The organism is Neobacillus sp. 204 (assembly GCF_046562815.1).
Lineage (GTDB): Bacteria > Bacillota > Bacilli > Bacillales > Cytobacillaceae > Neobacillus.
This window is the reverse complement of sequence record NZ_JBJORY010000010.1, coordinates 94,475-108,965: the sequence shown is the minus strand read 5'-3', so window position 1 is coordinate 108,965 and position 14,491 is coordinate 94,475. Positions and strand designations below refer to the sequence as shown.

Sequence of the window (14,491 nt, the reverse complement as noted above, 5' to 3'; positions counted from 1 at the left end):
CTTTTTTTACTAGTGTAATTTTATTTGAGCACTAAGAAGTTGAAATATTATAAAAAAGAGTAATGATTTCGAATATATAAAATAGTGATATTTTTTATAATGATACTAATGGAAGTTAAACAAGCTTACTTCTGCTTAATGAAAGGAGTTAATTGAATTGAAAACAAAACTAAAGGGAAGGTACGTTATTGGTTACGATGGAGAAGACCACGTCTTAATTGAAAACGCAGAAGTCGTTTTTGAAAATGATACGATCATCTTTGTCGGCAAAAATTATCTTGGCGCTGTGGACAAGGTAATCGATATGGGGAACTCCGTCATTAGTCCAGGGTTTATCGATTTAAATGCATTAGGCGATATTGACCACGATATTTTACATTTAGAGGCAAGGACAAACAGACAGAATAACCTGCTTTGGTCTGAACAGTATATAAAAAACAGACACCATGAAGTCATGACAGCTAAAGAAGAAAATTTTAAATCTCTTTATGCCTACTCACAACTGATTCTCCATGGGGTTACTACTGCGATGCCAATTACCTCGGTACTTTATAAAGAATGGGCAGAAACGTATGAAGAGCTTGCTGCTGCAGCAAATCATGCTAAAAGTTTGGGATTAAGAATCTATCTTGGCCCAAGCTACCAATCTGGAATCAGGGTGGTAAAACCTGATGGTACAATCCATCTGTACTGGGATGAAGAAGCAGGAAAAGCTGGGTTAAAAGATGCTGTAAGGTTTATAGAAGAATTTGACGGAGCTTATGATGGATTAGTTAGGGGGATGCTTGCGCCCGAACGAATTGAGTGTCAAACGCCAGATAGTTTGAAACATACAAAATACTATAGTGATCAATTAGGAGTGCCAATTAAACTTCATGCAGCACAAGGAACCTTTGAATATCATACCATCGTTAGAAAGTACGGTGTAACGCCTATTCGCTATTTATATGACCTTGGTTTTTTAGGTGCAAAAACAGGAATTCCGCATGCTCACTTTATTGCTGGATATAGTGAAGCACAGTCTGGTGAAGGTGATGATATAGCACTTCTGAAAGAAACAAATACAACGGTCATTCATTGTCCTTTGATCATTGGCAGGCATGCTTCGGCATTAGAATCATTTGCTAAATATAAACGGGAAGGTATTAATTTAGCGCTAGGAACAGATACCTTTCCTCCAGATATGTTTCAAAACATTCGAACAGGCAGCATGTTCTCCCGATTCATTGAAAAGGAAGTAGAGGGTTCAACATACGCCGATTTCTTCCGGGCGGCCACACTTGGGTCAGCTGCATTCCTGGGGAGAAATGACCTCGGCCGTTTAGCAGTTGGGGCGAAAGCAGATATTATTGCCATTGACTTAAATGGATATCATTTGGGGGCTTTCGACGATCCAATCCGGGCGATGATTGTCAGCGGAACAGGAAGAGACGTGAAATTATCCATTATTAACGGAAGGGTTGTAATGAAGGACCAAAAAATACCTAATTTTGATTTAGAAGAAATGAAAACCAAGGGACAACATTATTTTAACAAAATGAGAAAAGGATATTTAGAAAGAGATTATCAGCAATTGACAGAAAGGGAATTATTTCCTCCTTCCTTTAAAATTGTGGATTCTATCAAAAATTAAAGAAAGTAGTAAAAATATTAAAAAATATAGTAGAAATTTTCGAAATAAAATTATCTGAATATTTTTTATAATTAGACAAACAGATATGAAGATAATAAAAATATTCAGGAGGTAGAGATTATGAAAGCTAGACAGGGGCTTGGACGATTATTTTTATTAATATTGATGGTGTTTGTCATTACCGGCTGTTCGACAAGTAAAGATGTCAGCACAAAAAGTAATGGTAAAAGCAAAGAATCTAAGGTCGGGGGTACATTAGTTATTGCCCGATTGTCAGATGCTGAAAACTTAGACCAACAGTTTATGTCAACAATCAATGCTGCAAGTGTTACCCATCGCAAAATCTATGAGGGTTTAGTTGGCCGTGATAATAATGCTGAAATCCAGCCCTTGCTGGCGGAAAAATGGGAGCAATTAGATGATACGAAATGGGAGTTTAAATTACGAGAAGGTGTGAAATTTCATGATGGGTCAGCTTTTAATGCCAATGCTGTAAAAGCTACCTTTGATCGACTTTTAGATCCAAAGGTGGCATCACCTAGAGCTGTTGTTTTTAAAATGGTAAAAGAAGTAAAGGTAATTGATGACTACACCGTTCAGTTTATTTTAACAGAGCCGTTTGCTCCATTACTCTCTATTTTAGCTAGTCATGAAGGCGGGATTATTAGTCCAAAAACGATCGAGAAATACGGGAAAAGCATTATTAAAGAACCAAATGGGACAGGTCCATTTGTTTTTAAATCATGGACACCTGGACAAGAAATTGTATTAACAAAAAACAATAGTTATTGGGGAGAAAAGGCGAAGGTTGATAAAGTCGTATTTAAGGTTGTACCTGAGGAAACTACTAGAATCTCCATGCTAGAAACAGGTGAAGCTCAAATAGCTGAACCCCTTTCAGTACAAATGATGGATACCGTAAAAACTTCACAAGCAATCGATGTTTACCGTAGTGAAGGATATGGAACAGAGTATATTGGCTTTAATGTTCAAAAGAAACCATTTAATGATGAAAAGGTTCGAAAGGCCATCGCTCATGCTGTTGAAATGGATTCGATTATTAAAGGTGTCTATAATAATGTGGGAAAAAGGGCTAATTCTTTATTAGGCTCAAAGGTTTTCGGTTACTATCCTGATATGGAATCGTATAAATATAACTTAAATGAAGCAAAAAGATTACTAGCTGAAGCAGGTTATCCAAATGGTTTTGAAGTTACACTTAAAACGATGGATAGCAAAGAAAGAGTGAACATGGCTGAAGTATTGCAATCACAGTTAAAAGGTATTGGTGTCAAAATAAAAATACAGGTGCTGGAGTACGGTACGTTTGTTGACCAAGTAAATAAGGGTGACTCTGAGATGTTTATCCTTAGCTGGAGAAATGCTACAGGTGACGCAGATTATAATCAGTATAACCTTTTCCATACAAGCTCGCAGGGTGGAGCGGGAAACACCTTCTTTTACAGTAATAAAGAGGTCGATCGTTTAATAGAAGATGCGCGCCGTGAAAAAGACCAGGAAAAACGAAAAGAGCTATATGCGCAGTCACAAGAAATAGAAATGAAAGAGGCAGTTTATATTCCTGTTCGAGTGATTGAAAATTTAGCGGCTGTTGGAAAAGATGTAAAAGGTTTTTCTATTAGTCCATCAGGCTATTTAGAAATAAATGATGTGTCAATTCAATAAGATACAGCTTACAAGAGGGATACCCATTTTGGGTAACCTCTTTTATCGTGATAGTTAACAATGAAAGGGTGAATAGAAATGAATACCGAGTATTGGTTAAAGAATGCATATATAGAAACAGGGTACAAGAAAGAAAATGGAAGAGTTGTAGGAACTATGACTGAGATGTGTCATTTATTAATAGAGGATGGGAAAATTTCAAAAATCATAAAACCTTCTGAGCAATTTGAACTTGGGTTTTTACCTGTAATAGATGCAAAAGGAATGCTTTTGCTTCCTTCTTTCATCGAAAAGCATGTTCACCTTGATAAAACCTATTTAGGTGATAAATGGAGGGCTTGTATCCCTGCTTCAGGCGTAATTGAACGCTGTAATATTGAAAAGAATATCCTAGCTTCAATCTCATCCAGCACACAAGAACGTGCTGAAGCCTTGCTTGAGGTATTACTATCATACGGATCCACCCATGTCAGAACGCACGTTGATATATATCCTGAGGTGAAATTGAAAAATTTAGAAGGTGTTCAGCACGCTCTAGAATCTTATTCCAATAAATTAAGCTCTGAAATTGTTGCGTTTGCCCAGCATGGCCTGCTCCGTCCAGGAACAGTAGCGCTTGTAAGAGATGCCTTGAGAAATGGTGCAGGGATTGTCGGAGCTGTCGATCCAGCAACGGTCGACAATAATATTGAAGCATCATTGGTACAGTTAATGGATTTAGCAGTTGAAGGTGATGCCGATATTGATTTGCATTTACATGACCCAGGTCACTTAGGTACTTTCACAATGAAACGTCTTGCCTATTTAACGAAGCAGGCAGGCTGGGAAGGAAGAGTAGCAATCAGTCATGCCTTTGGGCTTGGAGATATATCAAGAGAAGAAGCCGTAGAAACAGCAGAGTTATTAAGGGAGGCGGGTATTTCGATTGTTACGAGTCTCCCAATTGGTAGAAATATTCCTCCAGTAAGCCTGCTGTCAGAATGTGGTGTTAAGGTTGCCATAGGAAACGATAATATTTTTGATTCGTGGTGGCCGACTGGGAATGGAGACGTTCTTGAAAGGCTAGGCCGACTAATTGAACGGTGTCGATGGACAGATGAAGTTTCTCTCTCTCAAGCATTAAAATATATTACTGGTGGTTTGACGCCTTTAGATAGAGATGGCAGAAAGCAATGGCCAAAAGAAGGGGATGCAGCCAATATGATTTTAGTAGAAGCAAGTTGTTCCGCTGAAGTCGTTGCCAGACGTTCAAACCGTAAGGCAGTCTTTTATCAAGGTAACTTGGTTTCAGGTTCCATTTGCTAGATATTAATTTTAAAGGGGGATGAAAAAATCATCCCCCTTTTGTTATACTTGCCAAATCCTTTTCTGTTCTACTGGCGTGTAACAGTTTGCTCAAATAAATAAATAGTAAATAAAAAAGGATACGAATAGGCAGTTCCGTCCAGTCCATTCGTATCCTTTTTAACAAATTGGAAGAGTCACTTTTCTAAGCATTTTTTTCTCTTCTATTTGAAACACTTAGTAAATCATTACCTTTCCAATAAGCCGCACCCGTAGCAGCCAACAGTAAGAAACCTGTAACCACAAATACACTTTGAACGGGAAAGAATCCACCAATCACACCGCCGATAATAGGACCAATTTTGGGTTGTAACAGTGAAAGGTCAATGGATGTCCACGTATCAGCCGCTGCCTTTATGGGAGTGAAATAAGAAATCCGAAGTCAGTGAAGCGCTTTTTCAAAAAAGCCTTGGCTGATTGTCGTTCTGCAGCCTAAAGTGACTAACAAGAAACTCATATAATGCATACTTCTAGTAGATTATTGCTCGTCACAAATGTTGGCGGGATTTCTCCTCTATCTCTCGCTTAGCCCTCATAAAGGCAACAAATTGTTGTACTTCTTCTTCAGAAAGCGGGGTTCCATCGACCGCTAATTTAAATGTAGATAATTCAGTTAATTCAAGTTGTTCAACTGACCCTTTTTTATCTTCTTCGGATGGGAAGGTTGGATGGTCGACTCTGCCGAGTAAGTAATCAATGGATGTTCCAAACAAATCAGCCATTAATTTAATTGCCTCTAATGAGGGCCGGCGATAACCTGATTCATATCCTGCATAGGTGCTTTTGGCAATTCCAAGCTGATCAGCTGTCTCTTGCAGGGACCAGTTTTTACTCTTTCTTAATGTAGTTAATCTACCTAAAATCATCTTCCTACGCTCCTTTATCTGAATTTATTATAACATCTTAATCAAATAAAATGTACGCGTATTGAATAATAATTTACTTGATTTTTTGATATATCCTTACTATAATTACCTTTAACGTACGCGTAAAGCGTATAAAATGATTAATTCTTCTTAATTTTTAGCTATGTTAATTTTGTAGTAATGGTACTTTTTGCCACTTCCAGGTTGTGGCAAGCGATTTTTTAAAGGAGGAGATATAGGTGAAAAAGTTACTGTTGTTAACCACTGGCGGAACGATTGTTTCAGTCCAAGGGGAAAACGGACTGGTTCCGGCAGCCAAAGCGGAGGAACTCTTAAGTCATTTATCAGGATTAAATCAAAGCTACAAGATTGATGATATTGCTTTGATGAACATCGATAGCACAAATATGCAGCCGGAATACTGGGTGAAAATGGCAGAAACTATCTATGAAAATTACAATGACTATGATGGGTTCGTTATCACTCATGGAACAGACACTATGGCTTACACTTCAGCAGCTCTCTCTTATATGCTGCAAGATGTGGATAAACCTATTATCATTACAGGCTCTCAAATTCCTATTTCGTATAAGAAAACAGATGCAAGGAAAAATGTGTCCGATGCCATTCGATTTGCTTGCGAAGGCGTAGGAGGAGTATATGTTGTGTTTGATGGCAGAGTCATTCAAGGGACAAGAGCCATTAAACTGAGAACAAAAAGCTACGATGCATTTGAAAGTATTAACTACCCTTATATTGCATTTATCACCGAAAATACGATTGAGTATCATAAACAAATTAATGTGACAAAACAGAAAGGAATTAAGCTAAATACGTCCCTTTGTACAGATGTTTTTCTGATGAAGTTGCATCCGGGGATAAAACCGGAATTCTTTGACTCTTTAAAGAACTTATATCAAGGTATTGTGATTGAGAGTTATGGAAGCGGTGGCATTCCATTTCAAGGAAGAGACATTTTGGCTAAATTGAACGAAATGACAGAATGCGGAATCTCAGTCGTGATTACTACACAATGCTTAGAGGAAGGGGAAGATATGAGTATATATGAAGTAGGGCGAAAAGTGGATCAAAGTATAATCATTCGCTCTAGAAATATGAATACAGAAGCTATCGTCCCTAAATTAATGTGGGTTTTAGGCCAGACAAAGAACCCTCAAGAAGTCAAAAAAATGATAGAAACACCGATTGCAGATGATATAACACTTCAGAACGATGAGGAAGCAGGTAAAATATGTTGAAAAATGCAGTGGCATACCGACTTGAAAAGGACTTTCTCGGAGAAAAGGAACTCCCGGAAGATGTGTACTACGGCATCCAAACATTACGAGCTGTAGAGAATTTTCCTATTACCGGATACAGTGTGCACGTAGAGATGATTAGAGCGTTGGCGATGGTGAAAAAAGCAGCTGCACTTGCAAATATGGACGTTAAACGTCTGTATGAAGGGTTAGGAAAGGCGATTGTCCAAGCAGCGGATGAAATTATTGAAGGCAAATGGCATGATTATTTTATCGTTGATCCCATTCAAGGCGGGGCAGGTACCTCGATGAACATGAATGCGAATGAAGTCATCGCGAATCGTGCACTTGAGTTGCTTGGCCATAACAAAGGTGATTATGCTGAGTTAAGCCCAAATAGTCATGTGAACATGTCGCAATCAACCAATGATGTATTCCCGACAGCCATTCATATCTCAACGCTTAATCTGTTAGACAAGTTGTTAAATACCATGCAAAGCATGCTTGATACCTTTAAAGAAAAATCCCGACAGTTTGATCATGTTATTAAGATGGGACGCACACATCTTCAAGATGCCGTGCCCATTCGCCTTGGACAAGAATTTGAAGCCTACAGCCGTGTATTAGAACGTGATATTAAGCGTATTGGGCAAACGCGCCAACATTTATATGAAGTAAACATGGGTGCAACGGCAGTGGGAACAGGATTAAATGCAGACCCCCGCTATATCGAAAATGTTGTCGCACATCTTGCAGATATTAGTGGTTTGCCGCTTGTCGGAGCGGACCATCTTGTGGATGCGACACAAAATACGGATGCCTATACAGAAGTATCAGCGGCATTAAAAGTATGCATGATGAACATGTCAAAAATTGCAAACGACTTGCGTTTAATGGCATCTGGTCCGCGCGCGGGACTTGGTGAAATTACATTGCCCGCACGTCAGCCGGGTTCTTCCATTATGCCCGGAAAAGTCAACCCTGTAATGGCGGAGCTCATCAATCAGGTTGCATTTCAGGTAATCGGAAACGATCATACGATCTGCCTGGCATCGGAAGCAGGACAGCTTGAATTAAATGTTATGGAACCTGTACTTGTCTTTAATTTACTTCAGTCCCTCAGCATTATGAATAATGCTTTCCGCAGCTTTACATTTTATTGTTTAGCAGGTATTGAAGCAAATGAAGATAGGTTAAAAGAATATGTAGAAAAAAGTGTGGGTATTATCACGGCTGTTAATCCGCATCTTGGATATGAAGTCGTTTCGCGTATTGCACGCGAAGCTATTTTAAAAGGTAAATCGGTACGGGAGCTTTGTTTGCAATATGATGTGTTAACAGAAGAAGAGCTAGATTTAATTTTAAATCCTTATGAAATGACGAATCCTGGTATTGCCGGTAGTGCTCTTTTCAATAGGAGCTAAATATATAGAGATAAGTCGAGTTTGGCTTTTGAGGTGTGGTGATAGGCCTATCAAAACAGAAACCCTTGATAGGCTTATAGGTACATATTATCATTCCGTTCGATGAAAAAGAGTAGTTTGAGTGTTTACTATAATCTTAAATAAGGCAATTTTCTATAGGTTAATAAAGGGAGAGATACGGTCTGTTTTTGTATCAATGATTTGAAAGCGTTTTGTTTTGTCTATTTCAAGGGGGAATTGGGTTGAAAAGTGTACGATTACCATCCATGTTAGAAATTATTTTTGTCCTCGGTTTGTTTCTAGCTGTTGTCTTTTCATTTACGGCGATTTTTAACTTGCCAATACAGCTTGCGCTATTTATTTCATGGTTTCTTGTTATTTTGCTTGGAATACGATTAGGCTATCGTTATCAAGAGCTGCAAGAGATGATCACAAAGGGGATTACAAAAGGCCTTGAGGCCATATTAATTCTAGTCGCGGTTGGTGCCCTTATTGGGACATGGATTGCCGGCGGGGTTGTGCCAACACTTATTTATTATGGGTTGGAGTTTATTCATCCAAGCATTTTCTTACTTGCAACTCTTGTTATCTGCTCTATTACGTCTGTGGCAACTGGTACGTCATGGGGAACGGTTGGAACGGCGGGAATAGCGATGATGGCAATCGGGGAAGGTCTTGGAATTCCGCTTCCGCTTGTAGCGGGAGCAGTTCTTTCCGGTGCTTATTTCGGGGATAAACTATCGCCATTATCTGACAGTACCGTGCTCGCAGCATCAATGTCGAAAGTGGATGTGATTGCGCATGTACGCGCTATGTTGTATTTATCTCTACCTGCCTTTATTATTACCGGAATTCTTTTCACCATCGCAGGATTTATGTACGGTGGAAAAAATGTCGATTTGGAAAAGGTCGATTTTCTAAAGTCTTCATTACTTGAAATGTTTGATATTCAAATTTGGATGTTGGTACCGGCTGTATTTGTCATCATTCTACTTGCGCTAAAAAAGCCTTCTTTGCCGACTATTACCGCTGGTGCTCTCCTTGGTGCCATTTGGGCTTCTGTGTTCCAGGGGATGAGTTTTGATGATGCAATTGGTACCGCTTATGTTGGCTTTTCTGCTGATACCGGCATCGATTTTATGGACAAGCTCTTGAATCGCGGTGGAATTGAAGGAATGCTCGGGTCTGTCGTTGTCATTATTTTCGGTCTGGGATTTGGTGGTCTACTAGAGCATTTAGGTGTTTTAAAAGTGATCGTTTCCAAGTTCCAGCACAAGCTAACATCCGCGGGAAATGTGACCCTTTCAACACAAATTGTGGCTTTTTTAGCAAACGTATTTGGTTGTGCGATGTATGTATCATTAATTTTAACACCTAAAATCATGGAAGAGAGCTACGACACATTACGAATTGACCGAAGAGTGCTGTCTCGCAACTCAGAGGTCGGCGGTACGATGACATCGGGGATGGTTCCTTGGTCTGACAACGGTATTTTTATGGCGGGAATTCTAGGTGTATCTACATTATCTTATTTGCCATTCATGTGGTTAAGTTTTGTTTCACTTGCCATTGCTTTAATTTATGGATACACAGGAAAGTTTATTTGGTATACCGAAAAGATTAATATGGATGGACAAGCATTGCATAAGCGTGCTAATTAATCGCGAACAATACCATCCACAAAAAACAACTAATTTTCTTTAACTTTTAAATGCTAGATTTCAGATAATCAATATTTTGGGGCGAAGGACTTCTTCCTTCGCTCTAATCATTTGGAGGTATTCCGTTATGATTAATAAAAACATCATTCGCACTTTACTTGTACAAACCCCGTCCACTCCCGGAAATCTTGGGAAGGTAGCGACGGCAATCGGGCTTGCCGGGGGTGATATCGGAGACATTGAAACAGTACATGTAGGAGCGAACTATACGAAGCGCAACATTACGGTTCAAGTGGAGAATGAAGCGAAGCTCGAATCATTATTGGAGACAGTTCGCCAACTCGGAGAGGGCATCCGTCTTCATACCGTTTCAGATGATGTTCTTCGTGCGCATGAAGGCGGCAAAATTCAGATGAAAAGCAAGATGCCGATTCAATCGCTTGCTGACTTAAGACGTGTATACACGCCAGGTGTGGCAAACGTTTGCCGTGTGATCGAGAAGGAGCCGGAGAAAGCGAAAATTTATACGAATATCGGTAATACAGTAGCCATCGTCACTGACGGGACGGCGATTCTCGGCCTTGGGGATATTGGCCCGGTTGCGGGGATGCCTGTGATGGAGGGGAAAGCTGCCCTTTTCGATCAGTTGGCCGGTATCAATGGCATTCCAATCCTTTTAAATACGAAAGATCCAGATGAGATTGTACAGACGGTGAAACATATTTCACCTGGCTTTGGCGGGATCCTTTTGGAGGATATCGGCTCTCCGCATTGCTTTGAGGTAGAAGAACGCCTTAAGAGGGATCTGGACATTCCGGTTATGCATGATGACCAGCATGGTACGGCGGTTGTGACCCTAGCCGCAGCCATTTCCGCTTGTAAAAGTGCCGGCGTCGACCTGGAAAAAGCACAAGTAGGGCAAATTGGTCTTGGGGCAGCAGGCCTGGCTATCTGTCGAATGTTTATGGCCTACGGAGTAAAAAATGTTTTCGGAGCGGATAAGTCTTCCGAAGCGAAGGAGAGACTGAAGGGCTACGGAGGGAATCCTGTTGACAGCCTTGAAGAGTTGATGGGAAAATCTGATATTATCATCGCAACTACCGGCGTTCCTGGACTCATTAAAAAGGAGTGGGTGCATCAAGGGCAAATCATTCTCGCGTTGTCTAACCCGAAACCAGAAATTGAACCGGAAGAGGCTCTGCAAGCCGGGGCTGCCTATGCGGCAGACGGCCGTTCTGTTAATAATGTCCTTGGCTTTCCTGGTATCTTCCGCGGTTCGCTTAATGCCCGGGCCGCCGAAATCACCCATCAGATGTTAGTCGCTGCGGCGGAAGCAATTGCAGCAGGCACCAAACCAGGAGATTTGGTACCCCATCCGCTGGATTCAAAAGTCCATGAAATGGTAGCCGATGCGGTAGAGAGGGCCGCTTTTAAGTCTAATAAAGCCGAACATAGGGTGCTGGTAACATGCTAAGGCGTAAAAACTGCAGGGGTTATTAAATTGCAAAACTACAAACATTAGCGGTGATTTCCCTTTATAAAATCAGCTTAAACATAGAGTAAAGGGGCACAGGCTCCTTCACCCTGTTTGAAAAGTTACCCTGCTTTTTCAGGAGATATACCTGAAGAAGCAGGGATTTTTTTTGGTATTGACAATAATACTGCCGTAATAAAATGATCAGTATACTCCCAATGATTTAATAAAATCCGAACGGCTCCAGCAGCCATGTTACAGAGACAATTGATGCTTCCAATGGTTCGACGCTTGATAAAATGCTGACTTCCGTTAGGCAATGTTACTTCCCTCCAATCTTCCATTAATGCTTTATCCTAGTGGATACTGTTTGGAAAATAAAAACCAATAAACAAATAACACCAGAAATTATGAAGCTTATCCATATGATCGTTAAGTTATCATTCATCGGAATAAACATATAGCCTCCCAAGGCACCAATCAAAGAGGAAAAAGGAATGATTGCTGGAATCGATTTGTTACTTAGAATTATAAATAACATCGGCACAATGATGGCAGCGTAGATATTCCCAGAGAAAAACAATAATTGTAGCGGAGTAGGTTTAAAAGTACTCACGATTATTAGCAAACATACACAAATACTTCCTGAAAAAATATAAGTGAATTTCCATCTTTCATGGTCAGATAAAGGATGAAATAATTCAATAATATTTTTTACAACTAACGTAGTCGTCGCATGTAGTTCTGCACTAATTGCTGAAGAAATCGCACTAAAGCAAAATAAAACAAATAAAACAATTAGCATGGTTGATTGTATTTTATCAACAAGTTCAAACAGCAACGAATAAATATCTTTATAGCTTCTGCCAAACATAATAATCATTAGCAGAGAGGTTAGGGCAAGTGGGATTGTGGCCCATATTATTCCTGCTAGAGTAAAGGTCATTTGAACTTTTTCTTTTTTGATGATAAATACTCTCTGCCATGTTGCTCGATCAATCATGACCTGTCCAAAGCCAATCAAAATAGCCGTGAAAATAAACCAACTCGTATCTGTATTTTTATAGAATAAAATATAAGGATGAAAAAGTTTAATCCCTTCATAAACAGGATGGACACCTTCCTGAATATAAAAATAGACAGGAATGATTAAGACAGCTCCGAATATCAATGAGACATTCACACCTGATAACTGATGCAGCCGTTGCATCCCACCAACACCGCCTACAAAAAAACAAAAGCCTAAAAACAAAAGCATTCCTATAAAAATGGGCATAGGGAACAGGATATGAATGAGGATTCCCGCCCCCATTGCTTGGACAAATAAGGATTGCAGGCTGGTAATGAGAAGGATGGTGATGAAATACCAGTAGCCGCTTGGTGATAATCTTTTTCTCAGTACATCTCCAATCGTTTGCTCATCGGGAAATTTTTCTCTAATGATTTTGGCTAAAAATCCAAACAAAATAAGTGCTAAAGCCCCCATTAAGCAATAGCCAATTCCACCAGTTAATCCGTATTTAATTAACGTTTCGGGAGAAGAGAGGATCGTATTGCCTGTTATCCACCTCGCTAATAGACTAACAACCCCAAAGCCTACCCCTAATTTAATTGTACCGCCTATATATAATTGATAAGAACTTCTATTCAACGGTATGTCTCCTTTAAGCGATAGTCACTCGGTGATTGTCCTGTCAATTTCCGAAAGATTTGACTAAAGTAATGCTGGCTATTAAATCCACATCTTTCTGAAATCGTGCTTATGCTTAAATCAGGATGATTAATTAACATTTTTTGAGCTTCCTTTAAACGATAATCATTTAAATACTCAGAGAAGCCCATCCCTACTTCTTCGTGGAATTTTCTACTTAAATAGGCAGGGTTAATGTGAATCTTTGAAGCTAAATAATTTAATGTTAATTTTTCACTATATTCCTGATGAATAATTTGTAATGCGTTTACGATTTGTTCCGTGTATCGTCCCAATCGCTCATACCTGTTTAATACGTTTAAAAGCTCTTCTTCAATGACAGGCTTCGTAATATAATCAACAACCCCAATTCTTATCGAGATTTGAGCATATTCAAAATTCTGAAAAGCTGTAACCATGATAATATCCATTGAGTAATTTCGTGTAAGTTCTATCGCTAATTCCAAACCTGATTTACCTGGGAGCTGTATATCAAGAAATGCAAGGAAGATTTCATGCTGTTTGATGATTTGAATGGCTTGTGAAGCATCTAGAGCCTTAAAAAACTTCCAGTTTGGAAACTTTTTTTGAATTAAATATTCGAGCATTTCTAATTCAAGTGGTTCATCATCTACTAAAAGGATATTCATTTGGATGCACCCCCTATCTTAGTACAAATGGGAAAACGGCTATAACACTAGTACCGTCATCTAAAGTTATTAATTTTACTGAAGTATGTTTTCCTGGAAAGAGAAGATCTAGTCTTTTTGCAATATTATCCAAACCAAGTCCATCTTTATGAGATTGGATCATCTGTCCTTCTAAGGCATTGTTCCATACAGTTACATAAACTTCCTTCTCGTTCTTTTCAATAATTATTTTTAAAATAGCCTCACCAATATGTCTGTCAAATGAATGCTTAAAAGCATTCTCAACAAGAGTTTGAATTAAAAAAGGGATGATAACAGCCTGTCCGACCGTTGAATCCATTGATATTTCGTAATGAAGTCTGTCCCGGAACCTTATTTTTTGTATTTCCAAATAATAATTAATATAGGATAATTCCTCATTAATTGTTATTAAAGGTGTATTTGTCTTATATTTAAACTTAAGCAATCTTGAAAGTGTCTCAATCGAGTGAATTAATTCTGTTTTTCTGTCCAATCTTGCAAGGCTTAAAATAGAATTTAATGTATTAAAGAGGAAATGCGGTTGGATTTCCTGATTTAATTGATTATAAAGGGCTGTTTGCAATTCTTTCTCGAGAGCAATTTCCCGTGTTTGCTTTTCTAAAAGATCAATTCGTTTTTCAAATATAAATAAAAACAGCAAAGTAAATGCACCTAGTAATGGGGCTAAGACACATAGCATAATGTAGATGGAGAAAGCTTCAATATTAAGCATTAAACGAAATTCTCCTTTAGATGTAGAAAAAGGGAGTCTAAAAATACTCC

13 protein-coding genes are annotated in these 14,491 nt (G+C 39.0%); 7 read left to right on the top strand and 6 right to left on the bottom strand.

The genetic code is table 11. The features are described from left to right. Positions 1 to 157 precede the first annotated feature (157 nt). The 3 genes from ACJ004_RS20545 to ACJ004_RS20535 all read left to right on the top strand — a co-directional run bounded on the left by ACJ004_RS20545 (position 158) and on the right by ACJ004_RS20535 (position 4,624). Positions 158 to 1,633, top strand: coding sequence for an amidohydrolase family protein (locus tag ACJ004_RS20545; protein WP_410895000.1), 1,476 nt, complete (start codon positions 158 to 160; stop codon positions 1,631 to 1,633). A gap of 120 nt (positions 1,634 to 1,753) precedes the next feature. Then, on the top strand, positions 1,754 to 3,319 hold the full coding sequence (locus tag ACJ004_RS20540) for a glutathione ABC transporter substrate-binding protein (protein ID WP_410894999.1): 1,566 nt from the start codon (positions 1,754 to 1,756) through the stop codon (positions 3,317 to 3,319). Between the two features lie 78 nt (positions 3,320 to 3,397). Beyond that, the gene (locus tag ACJ004_RS20535) at positions 3,398 to 4,624 is read left to right on the top strand and encodes an amidohydrolase (protein ID WP_410894998.1); all 1,227 of its coding nucleotides are present in this window, start codon (positions 3,398 to 3,400) and stop codon (positions 4,622 to 4,624) included. A 184-nt stretch (positions 4,625 to 4,808) separates the two neighbouring features. Here ACJ004_RS20535 and ACJ004_RS20530 read toward each other — a convergent pair whose 3' ends face one another. Together ACJ004_RS20530 and ACJ004_RS20525 are read right to left on the bottom strand one after the other, a co-directional pair. Further along, entirely contained in the window at positions 4,809 to 4,943 is a 135-nt protein-coding gene (locus ACJ004_RS20530) for a hypothetical protein (protein ID WP_410894997.1), read from the bottom strand. 208 nt (positions 4,944 to 5,151) lie between these two features. Next, positions 5,152 to 5,529 carry a helix-turn-helix domain-containing protein gene (locus ACJ004_RS20525; RefSeq protein ID WP_144554983.1) on the bottom strand — a complete coding sequence of 126 codons (378 nt, stop codon included), beginning with the start codon at positions 5,527 to 5,529 and terminating at the stop codon, positions 5,152 to 5,154. A 239-nt stretch (positions 5,530 to 5,768) separates the two neighbouring features. Between ACJ004_RS20525 and ACJ004_RS20520 the strand changes: the two genes are divergently transcribed. From ACJ004_RS20520 to ACJ004_RS20505, 4 genes are all read left to right on the top strand, one after another. Continuing rightward, positions 5,769 to 6,788, top strand: a complete 1,020-nt coding sequence (locus tag ACJ004_RS20520) for an asparaginase (RefSeq protein ID WP_410894996.1) — start codon at positions 5,769 to 5,771, stop codon at positions 6,786 to 6,788. Then, positions 6,782 to 8,212 carry an aspartate ammonia-lyase gene (gene aspA, locus ACJ004_RS20515; RefSeq protein ID WP_410894995.1) on the top strand — a complete coding sequence of 477 codons (1,431 nt, stop codon included), beginning with the start codon at positions 6,782 to 6,784 and terminating at the stop codon, positions 8,210 to 8,212. The genes ACJ004_RS20520 and aspA overlap by 7 nt, the downstream gene beginning before the upstream one ends. A gap of 242 nt (positions 8,213 to 8,454) precedes the next feature. Beyond that, entirely contained in the window at positions 8,455 to 9,873 is a 1,419-nt protein-coding gene (gene nhaC, locus ACJ004_RS20510) for a Na+/H+ antiporter NhaC (protein WP_410894994.1), read from the top strand. Positions 9,874 to 10,000: 127 nt separating this feature from the next. Next, positions 10,001 to 11,347 (top strand): NAD-dependent malic enzyme, encoded by a 1,347-nt coding sequence (locus tag ACJ004_RS20505; protein WP_410895075.1) that lies wholly within the window; start codon positions 10,001 to 10,003, stop codon positions 11,345 to 11,347. Positions 11,348 to 11,469: 122 nt separating this feature from the next. Here ACJ004_RS20505 and ACJ004_RS20500 read toward each other — a convergent pair whose 3' ends face one another. The 4 genes from ACJ004_RS20500 to ACJ004_RS20485 are packed head-to-tail and all read right to left on the bottom strand — an operon-like array spanning position 11,470 to position 14,441. Further along, on the bottom strand, positions 11,470 to 11,691 hold the full coding sequence (locus ACJ004_RS20500) for a hypothetical protein (RefSeq protein WP_410894993.1): 222 nt from the start codon (positions 11,689 to 11,691) through the stop codon (positions 11,470 to 11,472). Beyond that, the gene (locus tag ACJ004_RS20495) at positions 11,691 to 12,998 is read right to left on the bottom strand and encodes an SLC5/6 family protein (protein WP_410894992.1); all 1,308 of its coding nucleotides are present in this window, start codon (positions 12,996 to 12,998) and stop codon (positions 11,691 to 11,693) included. Before ACJ004_RS20495 ends, ACJ004_RS20500 begins: the two co-directional genes overlap by 1 nt. Further along, a complete protein-coding gene (locus ACJ004_RS20490) occupies positions 12,995 to 13,687 on the bottom strand; it encodes a response regulator transcription factor (RefSeq protein WP_410894991.1) in 693 nt (230 codons plus the stop codon). The genes ACJ004_RS20495 and ACJ004_RS20490 overlap by 4 nt, the downstream gene beginning before the upstream one ends. Positions 13,688 to 13,700: 13 nt before the next feature. Beyond that, positions 13,701 to 14,441, bottom strand: a complete 741-nt coding sequence (locus ACJ004_RS20485) for a sensor histidine kinase (protein WP_410894990.1) — start codon at positions 14,439 to 14,441, stop codon at positions 13,701 to 13,703. Positions 14,442 to 14,491 lie beyond the last annotated feature (50 nt).

Bases quoted from the DNA above. Each gene is read 5' to 3' on its own strand.
- ACJ004_RS20540 (WP_410894999.1), top strand. From the start codon at position 1,754: ATGAAAGCTAGACAGGGGCTTGGACGATTATTTTTATTAATATTGATG.
- ACJ004_RS20535 (WP_410894998.1), top strand. From the start codon at position 3,398: ATGAATACCGAGTATTGGTTAAAGAATGCATATATAGAAACAGGGTAC.
- ACJ004_RS20525 (WP_144554983.1), bottom strand. From the start codon at position 5,529: ATGATTTTAGGTAGATTAACTACATTAAGAAAGAGTAAAAACTGGTCC.
- aspA (WP_410894995.1), top strand. From the start codon at position 6,782: ATGTTGAAAAATGCAGTGGCATACCGACTTGAAAAGGACTTTCTCGGA.
- ACJ004_RS20505 (WP_410895075.1), top strand. From the start codon at position 10,001: ATGATTAATAAAAACATCATTCGCACTTTACTTGTACAAACCCCGTCC.
- ACJ004_RS20500 (WP_410894993.1), bottom strand. From the start codon at position 11,691: ATGGAAGATTGGAGGGAAGTAACATTGCCTAACGGAAGTCAGCATTTT.
- ACJ004_RS20490 (WP_410894991.1), bottom strand. From the start codon at position 13,687: ATGAATATCCTTTTAGTAGATGATGAACCACTTGAATTAGAAATGCTC.
- ACJ004_RS20485 (WP_410894990.1), bottom strand. From the start codon at position 14,441: ATGCTTAATATTGAAGCTTTCTCCATCTACATTATGCTATGTGTCTTA.